This is a genomic window from Prosthecomicrobium pneumaticum (genome assembly GCF_014199915.1).
GTDB classification, from domain to species: Bacteria; Pseudomonadota; Alphaproteobacteria; order Rhizobiales; family Kaistiaceae; genus Prosthecomicrobium; species Prosthecomicrobium pneumaticum.
Map to the genome: position 1 here is coordinate 481,351 of NZ_JACHOO010000001.1, position 15,273 is coordinate 496,623.

The 15,273-nt window shown below is 70.8% G+C and carries 13 protein-coding genes; 11 read left to right on the top strand and 2 right to left on the bottom strand.

Annotated features, from left to right (window positions below):
• The first annotated feature begins 62 nt into the window (after nt 1-62).
• On the top strand, nt 63-605 hold the full coding sequence (locus GGQ63_RS02185) for an RBBP9/YdeN family alpha/beta hydrolase (protein ID WP_183852014.1): 543 nt from the start codon (nt 63-65) through the stop codon (nt 603-605).
• A 21-nt stretch (nt 606-626) separates the two neighbouring features.
• On the opposite strand, the gene GGQ63_RS02190 is transcribed toward GGQ63_RS02185, so the two are convergent.
• Nucleotides 627-2,081: an NAD-dependent succinate-semialdehyde dehydrogenase gene (locus tag GGQ63_RS02190; RefSeq protein WP_183852016.1), complete on the bottom strand. Its 1,455-nt coding sequence runs from the start codon at nt 2,079-2,081 to the stop codon at nt 627-629.
• 247 nt (nt 2,082-2,328) lie between these two features.
• Here GGQ63_RS02190 and GGQ63_RS02195 point away from each other — a divergent pair, with 247 nt between their 5' ends.
• Together GGQ63_RS02195 and hemN are read left to right on the top strand one after the other, a co-directional pair.
• Nucleotides 2,329-3,540, top strand: a complete 1,212-nt coding sequence (locus GGQ63_RS02195) for a serine hydrolase (protein ID WP_183852018.1) — start codon at nt 2,329-2,331, stop codon at nt 3,538-3,540.
• A 223-nt stretch (nt 3,541-3,763) separates the two neighbouring features.
• Nucleotides 3,764-5,089 carry an oxygen-independent coproporphyrinogen III oxidase gene (gene hemN, locus GGQ63_RS02200; RefSeq protein WP_183852020.1) on the top strand — a complete coding sequence of 442 codons (1,326 nt, stop codon included), beginning with the start codon at nt 3,764-3,766 and terminating at the stop codon, nt 5,087-5,089.
• A gap of 9 nt (nt 5,090-5,098) precedes the next feature.
• Here hemN and GGQ63_RS02205 read toward each other — a convergent pair whose 3' ends face one another.
• Nucleotides 5,099-5,851 carry a metallophosphoesterase family protein gene (locus GGQ63_RS02205; RefSeq protein ID WP_246429559.1) on the bottom strand — a complete coding sequence of 251 codons (753 nt, stop codon included), beginning with the start codon at nt 5,849-5,851 and terminating at the stop codon, nt 5,099-5,101.
• 153 nt (nt 5,852-6,004) lie between these two features.
• On the opposite strand from GGQ63_RS02205, the gene alr reads away from it, so the two are divergent.
• The 8 genes from alr to GGQ63_RS02245 all read left to right on the top strand — a co-directional run bounded on the left by alr (nt 6,005) and on the right by GGQ63_RS02245 (nt 15,201).
• Entirely contained in the window at nt 6,005-7,132 is a 1,128-nt protein-coding gene (alr, locus tag GGQ63_RS02210; protein WP_183852022.1) for an alanine racemase, read from the top strand.
• On the top strand, nt 7,133-8,575 hold the full coding sequence (gene radA / locus GGQ63_RS02215; RefSeq protein ID WP_183852024.1) for a DNA repair protein RadA: 1,443 nt from the start codon (nt 7,133-7,135) through the stop codon (nt 8,573-8,575).
• A 9-nt stretch (nt 8,576-8,584) separates the two neighbouring features.
• On the top strand, nt 8,585-9,289 hold the full coding sequence (locus GGQ63_RS02220; RefSeq protein ID WP_183852026.1) for a CvpA family protein: 705 nt from the start codon (nt 8,585-8,587) through the stop codon (nt 9,287-9,289).
• Nucleotides 9,290-9,318: 29 nt separating this feature from the next.
• Nucleotides 9,319-10,785: an amidophosphoribosyltransferase gene (gene purF, locus GGQ63_RS02225; protein ID WP_183852028.1), complete on the top strand. Its 1,467-nt coding sequence runs from the start codon at nt 9,319-9,321 to the stop codon at nt 10,783-10,785.
• A 30-nt stretch (nt 10,786-10,815) separates the two neighbouring features.
• Nucleotides 10,816-11,553 (top strand): SDR family NAD(P)-dependent oxidoreductase, encoded by a 738-nt coding sequence (locus GGQ63_RS02230; RefSeq protein ID WP_183852030.1) that lies wholly within the window; start codon nt 10,816-10,818, stop codon nt 11,551-11,553.
• A gap of 105 nt (nt 11,554-11,658) precedes the next feature.
• Complete coding sequence (locus GGQ63_RS02235) at nt 11,659-13,977, top strand: glycosyltransferase family 2 protein (protein WP_183852032.1); 2,319 nt, start codon at nt 11,659-11,661, stop codon at nt 13,975-13,977.
• An 81-nt stretch (nt 13,978-14,058) separates the two neighbouring features.
• Complete coding sequence (locus GGQ63_RS02240) at nt 14,059-14,259, top strand: DUF3329 domain-containing protein (protein WP_183852034.1); 201 nt, start codon at nt 14,059-14,061, stop codon at nt 14,257-14,259.
• Nucleotides 14,260-14,487: 228 nt separating this feature from the next.
• Entirely contained in the window at nt 14,488-15,201 is a 714-nt protein-coding gene (locus tag GGQ63_RS02245; protein ID WP_183852035.1) for a class I SAM-dependent methyltransferase, read from the top strand.
• Nucleotides 15,202-15,273 lie beyond the last annotated feature (72 nt).

Sequence of the window (15,273 nt, forward strand, 5' to 3'; positions counted from 1 at the left end):
GACGGCCTTGGCACTGCCGCGGGTGGGTGGCATGATTCGGGCGTGCTCGCGGGGAGGCACCGATGCCGCCGATCATCATGGTCCCGGGGATATGCAATTCGGGGCCGGACCACTGGCAGTCCCTCTGGCAGGCGCAGCTGCGTCAGGCGACGCGTTTCGCCCCGACAGACTGGTTCCATCCGGACCGCGACGACTGGGTGGCGGCCCTCACCCTCGCCGTCACCGCCGCGCCGAGCCCGCCGCTGCTCGTCGCGCACAGCCTGGGCTGTCTCGCGGTCGCGCATTGGGCGGCGCGGCGCACCGCACGCAAGGCCGCAGGCGCCCTTCTCGTCGCGGTGCCCGATCCGTCCGGCCGCGCCTTCCCGGCCGAGGCCTCGTCCTTCGTCGACCCGCCGCTCGGCCCGTTGCCCTTCCCCGCCATGATCGTCGCGAGCGAAAACGACCCCTATGCGAGCCTCACCTATGCCGAGGAACATGCTGCGGGCTGGGGCGCGGAACTCGTCGTCGTCGGCCGGCGCGGCCACATCAATTCGGCCTCCCGGCTCGGCGACTGGCCGGAGGGGCGCGCCCTGCTCGACCGGCTCGCGGCGCGCATCGCGGCCTGAGGAGCGACGCGCCCGGGCCGTTCAGCGGTCGAGGCCGGCGACGAGCAGGTATTTCTTCTCGACGAACTCCTCGATGCCGTGATGCGAGCCCTCGCGGCCGTTGCCGCTCTCCTTGACGCCGCCGAAGGGTGCGAGCTCGGTGGAGATCAGGCCGGAATTGATCCCGACCATGCCGTATTCGAGCCCCTCCGCGACCCGGAAGATCCGCCCGACATCGCGCGAGAAGAAATAGGCGGCGAGACCGAACTCCGTGTCGTTGGCGGCATGGATCGCCTCCGCCTCTGTCTCGAAGCGGAAGACCGGCGCCAGCGGGCCGAAGGTCTCCTCGCGCGCGAGCGTCATGGCGGGCGAGGCCTCCGTCAGCACGGTCGGCTCGAAAAAGGAACCGCCGAGCGCATGGCGCCGGCCGCCGAGCACGACCTTGCCGCCCTTCGCGACCGCGTCGGCGAGGTGCTGCTCGACCTTGTCGATCGCCGCGGCATTGATGAGCGGCCCCTGCGTCACGCCCTCCTCCGTGCCGATACCGACCTTGAGCGCGGCGACCGCGGCGGTGAGCTTCTCGACGAAGGCGTCGTAGATGCCGGCCTGGGCGTAGATGCGGTTCGCACAGACGCAGGTCTGGCCCATGTTGCGGAACTTCGACACCATCGCGCCCTCGACCGCGGCGTCGAGATCGGCGTCGTCGAAGACGATGAAGGGCGCGTTGCCGCCGAGCTCCAGCGCCACCTTCTTCACCGTGCCGGCAGCCTGTTTCATCAGGAGCTTGCCGACCTCGGTCGAGCCCGTGAAATTGACGAGCCGGATCGCCGGATGGCTGGTCAGGACGCCGCCGATCTCGCGCGAGGCGCCGGTCACGACGTTGAAGACGCCGGGCGGAACACCGGCGCGCTCGGCGAGGGCCGCGAGGGCGAGCGCCGTCAGCGGCGTCTCGCCGGCCGGCTTCAGCACCACCGGGCAGCCGGCGGCGAGTGCCGGCGCGACCTTGCGGGTGATCATCGCGGCCGGGAAGTTCCACGGCGTGATCGCCGCCACGACGCCGGTCGGCTGGCGGATGACGAGGATGCGCGCATCGGCGCGATGGCTCGGCAGCGTCTCGCCGGCGATCCGTTTCGCCTCCTCGCCATAGAATTCCACATAGGCGGCGGCATAGTCGATCTCGCCCTTCGCCTCGGCGAGCGGCTTGCCCTGTTCGGAGGTGAGGATGAGGCCGAGATCGTCGCGGTTCGCTATGATCAGGTCGAACCAGCGGCGCAGGATCACGGCGCGCGCCTTGGCGGTGGTCGCCGCCCAGCCCTTGAAGGCCGCCGCCGCCGCATCGACCGCCGCCGTCGCCTCTGAGGCGCCGAAATGCGGCACCCGCGCCAGCACCGCGCCCGTCGCGGGATCGGTCACCTCGGTCGCGCCGGTGCCGATCCAGCGCCCGTCGACGAAGCACTGCTCCCGGATGAGGCTCGGATCCTTGAGTGCGAGGGCCATGGTCTCTACTCCGTCTTTCGTTCCGCAGCGGCGGCCACCGGGGCTTGCCCGCGGTCTCGGGGGCGCATGTTGACCACTAAAGCGGCGCCATTTCCAGTCAGTGGACGGAGGCGGCGGGCGGCCGCGGGCGCGGCGCAACGCCCCGCCGGGGGAACGCCGGCCGAGAGCGGAAGTTCGCTCCATGCGCTACGCCCTGAGAGCCTTTGCCGGACGACCCTGGCGTCGTGCGCCGAAACGGGAGCAACCGATGCGCCGAGCTACCTTCATCTTCTGGCTCGTTCTCGCCGGGGCGGGCTTCGGGCCGGTCCTGCGTGCCGAAGCGGCGAGCGGCACTGCAGCAGTCGTCGGAAGCGCGAGCGCGACGATGACGCCTGAAGCGGCCATCGCGCGCCTGTTCGAGCAGCCCCTCAATGCCGCGCTCTTCTCGGCGGACTTCCTCGCCGCCATCCCCATGGCGGAGATCGAGCGGCTCGTCGCGGAGATGCGGGCGGCCGGCGGCGACTTCACCGGCGTCAGAGGCACCGCGCCCGATCTGACCATCGATCTCGAGCGGAGCACCGTGCCGGCGCGGATCGTGCTCGATGCCGAGGGCCGGGTCGCCGGGCTCTGGCTCGGCGCGCCCGCTGCGAAGGGCGGGCTCGATGCGCTCGCCGCCGAAATCGCCGCGCTGCCCGGCCGAACTTCCCTTCTCGTCACGAAGGGCGGCGCGGTCGAGATGGCGCACGAGGCGGATACCCCGCTCGCCGTCGGCTCGGCCTTCAAGCTCGCCGTGCTCGCCGCGCTCGACACGGCGGTGACGGAGGGCCGGCTCGCCTGGGCCGACGTGGTGGCGATCGACCCGGCCCAGCGGTCGCTGCCGTCGGGCATCCTGCAGGACTGGCCGGATGCCTCGCCCGTCACCATCGCGACGCTCGCCAATCTGATGATCTCGGTGAGCGACAACACGGCCACCGATCTCCTCATCCACCGGCTGGGACGCGAGGCCGTCGAAGCCCAGTCGCCGCGCAACACGCCCTTCCTCACCACGCGCGAGGCTTTTGTCCTGAAGGCCGACGAAACACTGTCCGACCAGTGGGCAAGCGGCGACGCGAAGGCGCGGCAGGCGCTCCTGAAGCTGATCGAGGGCAACCGGCTGCCCGCAGTGGAGGCGCTCGACGCTGTCCGTCCGGCGGTCGAGTGGTTCATGAGCGCCACGGAACTCTGCGGGCTGCTCGAACGCACCGCCGATCTGCCCCCCTTCCGGATCGATCCCGGCCCGGCGCGCGGCGGCCCGTGGACGGCAGTCGCCTATAAGGGCGGGTCGGAGCCCGGCGTGCTCAATTTCTCGAGCCGCGTCGTCGACGCCGATGGTGCCGCCCATTGCGTCGTCGTGAGCTGGAACGACGACAAGCCGCTCGACGAGGGGCGGCTGCTGACACTCTATCGCGGGCTGCTCGCCGCTCTCGCCGAGCGCGGCTGAACGGCGAACGCCGCTTGATCCCGATCAAGGCCGGGGCAGGCCGCAGCGGCGACACTGCCCCGATCGCACCGCGAGGTGCTTGTTCCGGAGCCGAGACCGCCATGACAGCGCCCGTTCTTGTCCTTCTCACGGCCTGTCTCGCCTGCGGCGCGCGCGCCCTCTCTGCCCCCGCCGCGGCCGCCACCGCCGCCCCGGCCGTTCCCGTCGAGAGCCGGCGGCGCGGATGACCGACCTCGTCGCGAAATACGCTGCGGTCCCGGTGCCGCGCTACACATCCTATCCGACGGCCGCCGACTTCCGTCCGCTCGGTGCCGGCGAGCACGCCGCCTGGCTCGGCGCGATCGCGCCCGGCAGCCGGGTCTCGATCTATCTGCACGTCCCCTATTGCCGGGCGCTCTGCCATTATTGCGGCTGCCACGCCAAGATCGCCCGCCGCGACGACGTGATCGCCACCTATCGCGCGGCGCTCGAGGCGGAGATCGCCCATGTCGCCGCGGCGCTGCCGGCCGGCCTCAAGGTCGCGCGGATCGCCTGGGGCGGCGGCACGCCGAGCGCCCTCGGCGCCGAGGGTCTTGCCGCCGTGACCGGGGTGCTCCGGAGCCATTTCACCTTCGAGCCGGACCTCGAGCACGGGATCGAGCTCGACCCGCGCCTCGTCGATGCGACGCTCGCGCAGGCGCTCGCCGTGCTCGGCGTCGATCGGGCGAGCCTCGGCGTGCAGGATCTCGACCCGACCGTGCAGGAGGCGATCGGCCGGGTTCAGCCGGTCGAGATCGTCGCCGCCGCCACCGCAGCCCTCCGGCAGGCCGGCATCAACACCCTCAACTACGACCTGATCGTCGGCCTGCCGCACCAGACCGAGGCGACGGTGCGGCGAACGGCGGAGCAGGTGCTCGCCCTCGGCCCCGACAGCATCGCCTGCTATGGCTACGCCCATCTGCCGGAGCGACGGAAGAACCAGCGGCTGATCGATGCCGCGGCGCTGCCCTCCGCGGCGGTACGTTTCGCGCAGACCGGGGCGATCGCCGAGATCTTCACGGCCGCCGGCTATGTCGCGGTCGGCATGGATCATTTCGCGCGGCCCGATCATCCGCTCGCCCGCTCGGCGGCGGCCGGTGTGCTCAAGCGGAACTTCCAGGGCTATACCGACGACGCCGAACCGGTGCTGATCGGCTTCGGCGCCTCGGCGATCTCGCATCTGCCGTCCGGCTATGCGCAGAACATCGCCGACCCTTCCGCCTATGTGCGGACGGTCGCGGAAGGCGCGCTGCCCTCGGCGCGCGGCATCGCGCTCGATGACGAGGACCGCCGCCGCGCCGCGATCATCGAGACGCTGATGTGCGACTTCCGCGTCGATCTCGGCGCTGCGGCCGCGGCCTATGCCGAGGAGATCGCCTCCCTCGCGCCGCTCGCCGCCGACGGCCTCGTCACCGTCGAGAACGGCCGCATTGAGTTGACGGAGGCCGGCCGGCCCTTCGTCCGGCTCGTCGCGGCGGCCTTCGACGCCTATCGCGCCGGCACGGCGGGGCGCTTCAGCGTCGCGGTCTGAGCCGGCTCCTCAGGCCGGCGCCGCATAGCCGGTGCGCAGCGCATAAGCCCAGTCGGGCCGGCCGAGTTCATCGGCGAGGCGGGCGGAGTGCTCCCAGTCATAGGGCACCGCCCGCTGCTCGACCCGCCAGAGCCCGGCCCGGCCCTCGACGATCGCATAGCGGGCGTGCGGGCTGCCGACCTCGACGCGATGCGGCACCGGATGCTCGTCGTGATAGGCCTGCAGTCCGACGCTGCCCGGATTGACGAGCAGCGCGCCGGCCGGCAGCCGGACCTGCCGCGGGACGTGGCTGTGGCCGAACAGGAACAGTTCGCCCGCCACCCCGGCGATCGCCTCGGCCACCGCCTCCGGCGCGGCGAGCACGATCCGCTCCTCGGCCACGGCATCGGTGAGATAGGGCCGGTCGTCGGCCGGCGTCGCATGGAACATCAGCACGCCCGGCGCCACCTCCATCGTCATCGGCAGCGTCTCGAGCCAATCGAAGTGCCGCTGCGCCAGCCGGTCATAGGCGACCCGGTCGGTGGCCTTCATCGCCTCCGGCTCGAGCGTGACCAGATAGCGGTCGTGATTGCCCCGCACGGTGGGCCAGCCGAGGCCGAGCAGACGCTCCGCCGTACCGGCGGGCTCGATCGGCCCGGAGACGCAATCGCCGCAATTGACGACGAGGTCGGGCGAGGCGGCCGCGATGTCCTCGATCACCGCGTCGAGCGCGGCGAGATTGCCGTGAATGTCAGCTACGACAGCAATGCGCAGAGCGTCCATGCCCCCTCCGAATCAGCCGCGCCACCGGACCGGCCCGGCACGGAGCCAGCATGCAACGTCCGTGTCGCCGCGAGAATGCCGCGAATGGCCCGCAACAGGAGCGCTCGCTCTCGGCCGTCCCGGTTCGGCCCGGGAATCGGATAGGCTCGGCCCATGCAGAACTCTTCCTCCGACGCGACCGCCCTTCCGGCCCGCCACGGCGCGCGGGTGCGGATCGACCTGCCCGCACTCGCCGCCAATTACCGCACCCTCGCCGCCGCGGCGGGCGGCGCCGAGACCGCTGCGGCCGTCAAGGGCGACGCCTATGGCATCGGCATCGAGCCGGCGACCCGCACGCTCGCGAGAGCCGGCTGCCGCACCTTTTTCGTCGCCCTGCCGAAGGAGGGCGCGATCGTTCGTGCCACTGCCCCCGAGGCGACGGTCTATGTGCTGAGCGGTCTGGCGCCGGGCGCGGCGCCCTCGCTCGCGGCGGCCGGCCTGCGGCCGGTGCTCGGCTCGATGGCCGAGATCGAGGAATGGGCCGCCTGGAAGAAGGCGGGCGGCGAGGGCCGCGCGGCGATCCATGTCGACACCGGCATGAACCGGCTCGGCCTGACGCTCGCAGAAGCCGCCGTCCTCGCCGCCGATCCGGCGGCGGTCGATGATCTGGCGCCGGCGCTCGTGATGAGCCATCTCGCCTGCGCCGATACACCCGACCATCCGCTCAATGCCCTCCAGGCGGAGCGCTTCGCGGCCCTCGCCGCGCGCTTTCCCGGCCGTCCGGCGAGCCTCGCCAATTCGGCCGGCATCCATCTCGGCGCGCCGTTCCGGTTCGATCTGGTTCGGCCCGGGATCGCGCTCTATGGCGGCCGGTTCGGCCCCGGGCCGGCGCTCGCGCCGGTCGCCACCGTGACGGCGCCGATCGTCCAGGTGCGCGAGGTGCCGGGCGGCGAGACGATCGGCTATGGCGCGGCGGAGACGCTCCGCCGGCCGACACGGGCGGCGATCCTTTCGATCGGCTATGCCGACGGCTATCCGCGCGCGGCCGGCGGCGCGGACGGCCGACCGGGCGCCTTCGCCTTCGTCGAGGGCCACCATGTGCCGCTGATCGGCCGCGTCTCGATGGACCTCGTCGCCATCGACGTCACCGACGTGCCGTCCGCCCGGCGCGGCGTCGAGGTCGAGCTGTTCGGTCCCCACGTCGCCGTCGACGCGGTCGCGGAGGCCGCCGGCACGATCGGCTACGAACTCCTCACCCGTCTCGGCGCGCGGCTCGAACGCGTCTATGCGGGGGGCGGCTGAATGGCGAAGGCGAAGCTTCAGTTCGTCTGCCAGAATTGCGGCGCGGCCTCGCCCCGCTGGCAGGGACGCTGCGATTCCTGCGGCGAGTGGAACACGCTCGTCGAGGAGACCGCGGCCGGCGGCATCGGCGGCGGCCCCGGCCGGACGCCGCGGCGCGGCCGCATCGTCGAGCTGGTGCCGCTCGCCGGCGCCTCTGACGATGCGCCGCGCATCGCGAGCGGCATCGCCGAGCTCGACCGTGTCACCGGCGGCGGCTTCGTGCGCGGCTCGGCCCTGCTCGTCGGCGGCGATCCCGGCATCGGCAAGTCGACGCTGCTCCTGCAGGCCTCGGCCGCGCTCGCGAGCCGCGGCGCCCGCGTCGTCTATGTGTCGGGCGAGGAGGCGGTGGCGCAGGTGCGGCTGCGGGCCGAGCGCATGGGCGTCGCGAACGCCCCGGTGGCGCTCGCCGCCGAGACGAGCGTCGAGGACATCCTGGCGACGCTCGACGCCGGCCCGCGTGCATCCCTCGTCATCGTCGATTCGATCCAGACGCTGTGGACGGATACGGTCGATTCGGCCCCCGGCACGGTGGCGCAGGTGCGCGCCTCGGCGCAGGCGCTGATCCGTTACGCCAAGCAGTCGGGCGCGACGGTGGTGCTGGTCGGCCATGTGACGAAGGAAGGCCAGATCGCCGGCCCGCGCGTCGTCGAGCACATGGTCGACGCCGTGCTCTATTTCGAGGGCGAGGGCGGCCACCAGTTCCGCATCCTGCGCGCCGTGAAGAACCGGTTCGGCGCGACCGACGAGATCGGCGTCTTCGAGATGACCGGCGGGGGTCTGCGCGAAGTGCCGAACCCCTCCGAACTCTTCCTCGGCGAGCGCAACGCCGCTGCGCCCGGGGCCGCCGTTTTCGCGGGTATGGAGGGCACGAGGCCGGTCCTCTGCGAGATCCAGGCGCTCGTCGCGCCCTCCCCGCTCGGAACGCCCCGCCGGGCTGTCGTCGGCTGGGACGGCGGGCGGCTCTCGATGGTGATCGCCGTGCTCGAATCCCATTGCGGCGTGCGGCTCGGCCCAAACGACGTCTATCTCGCGGTCGCCGGCGGCCTGAAGATCGGCGAGCCCGCAGCCGATCTCGCGGTCGCGGCGGCGCTCGTCTCCTCGCTCACCGGGGTTGCCCTGCCCCCGGATTCTGTCTATTTCGGCGAGGTCAGCCTGTCGGGCTCGGTCAGGCCCGTCGTGCACGCTTCGGCGCGTCTCAAGGAAGCCGAGCGGCTCGGTTTCTCGCGGGCCGTGCTCCCCGCCGCTTCGGTCGACCGGGAGGCGACGAAGGGCGTCGGCCTCGAGGGGATCGACCAGCTCTCTGCGCTCGTCGCCAGCATCGCGGCGCGGACGGCGGGCCGGAATCGTGATAGCGAAGGCCAGCATAGTGTCGCCGCGCGCGGGGGCGCGGGCAATACGGGGTAGTTGCAACTCATGCCGGTCACGATTCTGGACGGGATCGTCCTCGTCGTCGTTCTCATCTCCGCCATGCTCGCCATGGTCCGCGGCTTCGTCCGGGAGGTTCTGTCGCTCGCCTCCTGGCTCGCCGCGGCCGCCGCCGCCTTCTTCTTCCACAAGCCGATCGTGCCGCTGATCGAGCCCTATATCGAAAACCGCAACATCGCGACGATCGCCGCCGCCGCGGCGATCTTCTTCGTCGTGCTGCTCGTCGCGAGCTACATCGCGATGCGGATCGCCGATTTCGTCGTCGACAGCCGGGTCGGCCTCGTCGACCGGTCGCTCGGCTTCGTGTTCGGAGCCGTTCGCGGCATCCTGCTTCTCGTCATCGCGCTCGAATTTTTCACCTGGCTCGTGCCGAACCCGCCGGCCTGGGTGGCGAATGCGATGACGCGGCCCTATCTCGATACTCTGGGGGATCGGCTGATCGCCGCCTTGCCCGAGGACATCGAAAGCAGCATTGTCGAACGCTTGCGGGGCGGCGAAGAGGCGGCGCCTCCGGCGGACGCGCCGGCCGATGCGCCGGACCAGCCGCTGCCCCCGGTCGAAACGCCGCCGCCGAGCGATCGGCAGGGGCTCGACGACCTGATCAATAACGACGGCGGCACGTCCGTCGGCGGAGGAGTGTGGGGGAATCAGCCGGCCGCCCCCGCGACCGGTGGAGGCCAGACCAACCCCTGATCCGGCGGCGGCCGGACGAGAGGATCGCAATGGACGATTTCCGGCTCGCGCCTTTGGACGCTTCGGATGACAAGCTCCACGAGGAATGCGGCGTCTTCGGTGTGTTCGGTCACGACGATGCGGCAGCTCTGACCGCGCTCGGCCTGCACGCGCTGCAGCATCGTGGCCAGGAGGCGGCCGGCATCGTCGCCTTCGACGGCGCTCATTTCGCCGTCGAGCGGCATGTCGGTCTGGTCGGCGACAATTTCACGCGGAAGTCGGTGATCGACCAGCTGACCGGCCCTTATGCCATCGGCCACACGCGCTATTCGACGGCAGGCGGCGCGGGCCTGCGCAACATCCAGCCGATGTTCGCCGAGTTCACCGGCGGCGGCTTTGCGGTCGCCCACAACGGCAATCTGACCAATGCCGGCGTGCTGAAGCGGGAGTTGCAGCGCCGCGGCTCGATCTTCCAGTCGACCTCCGACACGGAGGTGATCATCCATCTGATCGCCACATCGATCCATGGCCGGCTGCTCGACCGCTTCGTCGACGCGATCCGCCGCATCGAAGGCGCCTATTCCCTCATCTGCCTCACCGAGAAGAAGATGATCGGCTGCCGCGACCCGCTCGGCGTGCGCCCGCTCGTGCTCGGCCGGCTCGACGGCAGCTATATCCTCGCCTCCGAGACCTGCGCGCTCGACATCATCGGCGCCGACTATGTCCGCGATCTCGATCCGGGCGAGCTCGTCGTGATCACCGACAAGGGGCTCGAGAGCCTGCGTCCGTTCGAGAATGCGCGTTCCCGTTTCTGCATCTTCGAATATGTCTATTTCGCCCGACCGGATTCGGTGGTGGACGGCCGGGGCGTCTATGGCGTGCGCAAGCGGATCGGTGCGGAACTGGCGCACGAGAGCCACGTCCCGGCGGATATCGTCGTGCCGGTGCCGGATTCCGGTGTGCCCGCAGCGATCGGCTATGCCGAGGCCGCGGGACTTCCCTTCGAGCTCGGCATCATCCGCAACCACTATGTCGGCCGCACCTTCATCGAGCCGACGGACGCGATCCGCCATATGGGCGTGAAGCTGAAGCACAACGCCAATTCCGCCATCCTCGCCGGCCGGCGTGTCGTGTTGGTCGACGATTCGATCGTCCGCGGCACCACATCGCGCAAGATCGTCGAGATGGTGCGCGCGGCCGGCGCGGCCGAGGTGCACATGCGGATCGCGAGCCCCCCGACCACGGACGCCTGCTTCTACGGCGTCGACACGCCGGAGAAATCGAAGCTCATCGCCTCGCAGCTCACCATCGAAGAGATGCGCGAGTTCATCAAGGCCGACAGCCTCGCCTTCCTGTCGATCGACGGCCTCTATCGCGCGGTCGGGGAGGCGGGCCGCGATCCCGCCATGCCGCGCTTCTGCGACGCCTGCTTCACCGGCGATTATCCGACCCGGCTCGCCGACCAGGAAGAGCGCGAGCCGGTGCGGGCGATCGCCCGCTTTGCCGAAGCGAGCTGACACGGCCTTTCAAGTCCTTCGGAGAACCTGTTGGCAGACCTCGATCTTTCCGGACGCCTCATCGTTGTGACCGGGGCGTCGCGCGGCATCGGTTGGCATGCGGCCCTGGCGCTCGCCGAGGCCGGTGCGCACATCATCGCGGTCGCCCGCACGGTGGGCGGGCTCGAGGAACTCGACGATGCGATCCGCGCCAAGAGCGGCAGCGCGACGCTGGTCCCGCTCGACCTGCGCGACGGCGACGCGCTCGACCGGCTCGGCCTGTCGATCTGGGAGCGCTGGAAGAAGCTCGACGGGCTCGTCGCCAATGCCGGCGAGCTGGGGGTGATCACGCCCGTCAGCCATCTCGAGCCGAAGGTGTTCGAGCAGACGATGGCGGTCAACGTCACCGCGAACTACCGACTGATCCGCTCGCTGGAGCCGCTGCTTCTGCAATCGGATGCGGGCCGGGCGCTCTTCGTGACGTCGGGCGCGGTCGAGCGGTGCCGGCCGTTCTGGTCGGCCTACTCGGCCTCCAAGGCGGCACTCGAGGCGATCGTCAAGACCTGGGCCGCCGAGGTCGCCTCGACCAAGCTGCGGGTCAATCTGATCGACCCAGGGCCGATGCGGACCGCCATGCGGGCGAAGGCGATGCCGGGCGAGAACGCCGAGACGCTGCCGCATCCGAGCCTGCTCGCCCCGCACATCCTGCGCCTCGTCGCGCCCGGCACGGCCGAGCACGGCACCCGCTTCTCCTACCCGACCGGCGAGAGCCGCCGCCTCATCGACTGACCCTCGGGCGCAGGCCCGCGGGCGTTCGCGCCTCCGTCATTTTGCGATCTTTCGCTCCCTCGGCGCCTGTCCTAAAGATCGGGAGGTGGCGGCGCGGGGGCGTGCATGAACACTGTTTCGGACTTTGAGACGTCGGCCAAAGGCGACGCGCTCTTCGACCAGTATCGCGCCGCGAACGACTTGTTCGATGCTGATGACTTCGCCGCTGCTCGGTCGAGGCTCGAGGGTTTCGCGGCCGGTTTGCGCGCTGCGAGCCGGGTCGAGCAGATCGGCCGGCCGATCGACGATGCGATCGCGAGCATCGTCGTGGCGAGCTACAGAGATCATCCGCTCGTCGACCGCGCGCTCGAGGAGCTCGCGCTGCAGAGCCGCGGCTTCGAGATCGTGCTGGTGACGACCGGCAATGAACGGCTGCTCGAGTGCGGCCGACGACATTTCGACAATCTCGTCTTCGTGACGCCGCCCTTTCCGCTCGGCTGTTCCGCGGGCCGCAATCTCGGTGTCTCCGCCGCCGGCGCGCCGCTCGTCATCTTCATCGATGATGACGGCCTGATCGAGCCGGGCTGCCTCGCCGCCCTGGTCGAGTGCGCCCGGGAGACGAACGCCGTCGCGGTGCGCGGCCGCGTCGTGCCGCTCACGCATCCGCAGAAGACGGGGCAACACTACGATCGGGGACCACAGAGACTGCCCTCCGGGATCGATTGCGAGGGCATTTCGCTGTGGCGCAGGCAAGCCTTCGAGGCGGCGGGCGGTTTCGACCCGCTCCTCTCGGGCCATGAGGGTGTCGCGCTCTGCAGCCGGCTGTGGCGCTTCTATGGGCCGCAGGCCTTCCTCTACGAGCCGAAGGCCGTGTTGCGGCACGACTATCACCGCGACGAGGCCGGAGCGGAGGAGAAGAAGCGCCGCTATGAGCGCGCCAGGCGTTATCTCGACGAGACCTATCCCGACGCCTCGCCGATCCACGCCACCACATCGAAGATCGAGAACGCCGGCCGGACGCTCGCGCTCGGCATCCGCTCCACCGCGCGGGCGCCGGAGCCCGGCCTGGAACCGGTCTCGATCCTCACGACGGCGCGCAACGGCGCCGCCTTCGTCGCCGACTATGTACGCGGCTGGCAGGCGCAGACGGCGCGCGATTTCGAGATCGTGTTCGTCGACGACGGGTCGCGGGACGGCACGGCCGAGAATCTCGCCCGCGCGTGGGGGGACGATCGCCTCGTGCTGATCGAGCGCCCTTTCGAAGGCCGCGGCGCCAGCCTCAACGCGGCCGTCGCGGCGGCCCGGCACGATCTCTGCCTGATCGCCGACGTCGACGACATCAGCATGCCCGGCCGGATCGCGTGGACGCAGAACGCCTTCGCGGAGGATCCGCGGCTCGACTATCTCTCTTTCCTCTATTTCACCGAGAAGGACCTGTTCTGCTGCGGCCGGCCGCTCTCGCCCTTCATCACCGACATGGACGTGCGGATGCTGTTCGGCATGCCGGCGCCCTTCCCCGCCTTCGCCTTCCGCCGTCGCCGCTTCGCGCTTCCCTTCGACGCTGGCCTGCGCGGAGGGGTGGATTGCGACTGGCTGCAGCGCAACGCCGCAGCGGCCGGCGCTTTGCGGGGGCGGCTCGCGCAGATGCCGATGGTCTACTACCGGCGGCATGAAGGTCAGATCACCAGTAGCCACCACGACACGCAGCTGAAGATCCGGCGCGCCCTGATCGACTGGGCCTTCAGCCGGGTGCTGGGTCCGTTGTCCGCCGGCGACCTCGAGCGGATCGACATCCTCATAGACCGCCGCCGCGTCCCCGACGCACGCGCGAAGTCGGCGCTCGCCGGATGGGTTGCCCGGCTGATCGCGCGGAATGACGAGACGCAGATCTACGACCGGGACACGTTCGGCCTCGTGCTCTGCGAGGCGCTCGATGCGGTGGCCGTGCCGCCCGCTGCCCCGGCGGCCCCCGCTCCCGCCAAGTCCGCCCCGGCAGCCTCGGCAGCTCCGGACATCAGAGGCGCCGCAACACCGCAGCCGCCGGCCCCGTCAGCGTCGCAGGCTCCAAACGCGGCAGCGGCGGTCGCTCCACAGCCGGTGAACGCCCCTCCGGCAAAGCCCGGCCGCGCGGCCCCGACCGCCTTGTCCGAGATCGGGGCCGGTGCTCCCCCCAGGGTTCCACCGGCTGCGCCCGCAACAGCGCCTTATCAGGCCGCGGCGGTCGGGCCGGTGGCGCGGGGTCCCGCGGAGATCGACCGGCGCGTCCGCCGCTATCGGCTGTCGGCGGAACAGGCGATTGCGGCGCGCGACTTCCGCACCGCGCGCTGGGCGCTGCGCGAGGCGCTGAAACTGCGCTCCGATCCGGAAGTCTATGCGCGGCTCTCGGCGACGCACAAATTCTGGATCGTCCGGGCGATGTCGCGCTCGCAGCCCTATGCCGGTTGAGCCGACCGACCGCAGGTGCTTTCCGCGCGGGCCGCGCCGTGCGAAACACGGGGGGAGGAAAGCGCGAGGAGGCCGTCCTTCATGGTGACGCGAGATCAGGAACATCCGTTCTTCCGGCCGCTCTGGCGCCGGATCGCGCTCGTGGTGCTGCTCGCCGTCTGGGCAGCCTACGAAGTTCTCGTCTCGCGCGAGACGCTGTGGATCCTGATCACGCTCGCCGCGCTCGGCTATGCGGTCTGGACCTTCCTGATCACCTTTCCGAAACAGCCCGACGCGCCATAGGGCCCGGCCGGGCACCCTGCCCTTCGTGTCGAACTGCGGCATGCCCCCCGCAACGACGCCGCGGTCGCCCCGCCTTGCCCGCGCACCCAATCTCTGATCATCTTCCGTCGCGTAAGCCGGACGGTCTACGCTGTGCGCCGGGGGGCCGTGATGTTGCGCTTGATGATGATCGTTGTTCTCTTCGAACCGCCGGTCCCTGCGCGCTGCGGAGCGTGAGACGATCCGTTGATGTTGCGCGTCCTATGGAGCCGACTCGCCGATGCCGCCATCTTCCGCGGCACCATCCCGACCAGCCCGGCAATGGAGATCGTCTATCGCGACCTTTTCCTGCGCGAACTCGCCCGCGCCGGAGTGGAAGACGTCTTCTATCCCGTCGGCGGCGCCGCGAACCACGGCCTCCTCTATCTGATCGCGCGGGCGCTCAACACCTTCGACATTCCGAGCGTGGTGGAGCTGGGTGCCGGCCAGACCACGCTGCTGCTCGACCGGATGGCGAAGGCCGGTGGGGACCGCCCGGCGATCCGCACGGTCGAGCACGATCCCCGCTGGGCGGAGCGGATCGGCGCGCAGGTCGCCCACCCGCTCATTGCGGCGCCGCTGCGGTCCCGCCGGATGGACGGGCGGAAGGTGTCCTTCTATGACGTCGATCCCGCCGAACTCGGCCGCGACATCGCGCTCGCCGTCATCGACGGCCCCCCGGCCTCGACGGCCAGGCGACGGTTTGCCCGGCTCGGTGCGTTCGAGCTGTTGCGGGACCGTCTCGCGGCCGATTGCATCGTGATCGTGGACGACGCAGAACGGATCGGCGAGCGGCGGCTCTCCCGTCTGTTCGAGGCCCATTTTCGGAGCCGGGGATGCGACTACGCGATCGGCCGGGTTCACGCCAACAAGTGCCAGACGGTGATCGCCACCGGGCGCTTCAGGGGTGCCGCGCATTTCTAGCCCGGCCACGCGCCCGCCGTCCGGCCGGCCGCGTGTCGCTCCGGTTTCGGTCGAGCCGCGGCGACGCCGCGG

Excerpts from the sequence above, each read along its gene's own strand:
- GGQ63_RS02185 (WP_183852014.1), top strand. The coding sequence starts at position 63 with ATGCCGCCGATCATCATGGTCCCGGGGATATGCAATTCGGGGCCGGAC.
- GGQ63_RS02190 (WP_183852016.1), bottom strand. The coding sequence starts at position 2,081 with ATGGCCCTCGCACTCAAGGATCCGAGCCTCATCCGGGAGCAGTGCTTC.
- GGQ63_RS02195 (WP_183852018.1), top strand. The coding sequence starts at position 2,329 with ATGCGCCGAGCTACCTTCATCTTCTGGCTCGTTCTCGCCGGGGCGGGC.
- hemN (WP_183852020.1), top strand. The coding sequence starts at position 3,764 with ATGACCGACCTCGTCGCGAAATACGCTGCGGTCCCGGTGCCGCGCTAC.
- GGQ63_RS02205 (WP_246429559.1), bottom strand. The coding sequence starts at position 5,851 with ATGGACGCTCTGCGCATTGCTGTCGTAGCTGACATTCACGGCAATCTC.
- alr (WP_183852022.1), top strand. The coding sequence starts at position 6,005 with ATGCAGAACTCTTCCTCCGACGCGACCGCCCTTCCGGCCCGCCACGGC.
- radA (WP_183852024.1), top strand. The coding sequence starts at position 7,133 with ATGGCGAAGGCGAAGCTTCAGTTCGTCTGCCAGAATTGCGGCGCGGCC.
- GGQ63_RS02220 (WP_183852026.1), top strand. The coding sequence starts at position 8,585 with ATGCCGGTCACGATTCTGGACGGGATCGTCCTCGTCGTCGTTCTCATC.
- purF (WP_183852028.1), top strand. The coding sequence starts at position 9,319 with ATGGACGATTTCCGGCTCGCGCCTTTGGACGCTTCGGATGACAAGCTC.
- GGQ63_RS02235 (WP_183852032.1), top strand. The coding sequence starts at position 11,659 with ATGAACACTGTTTCGGACTTTGAGACGTCGGCCAAAGGCGACGCGCTC.
- GGQ63_RS02240 (WP_183852034.1), top strand. The coding sequence starts at position 14,059 with ATGGTGACGCGAGATCAGGAACATCCGTTCTTCCGGCCGCTCTGGCGC.
- GGQ63_RS02245 (WP_183852035.1), top strand. The coding sequence starts at position 14,488 with ATGTTGCGCGTCCTATGGAGCCGACTCGCCGATGCCGCCATCTTCCGC.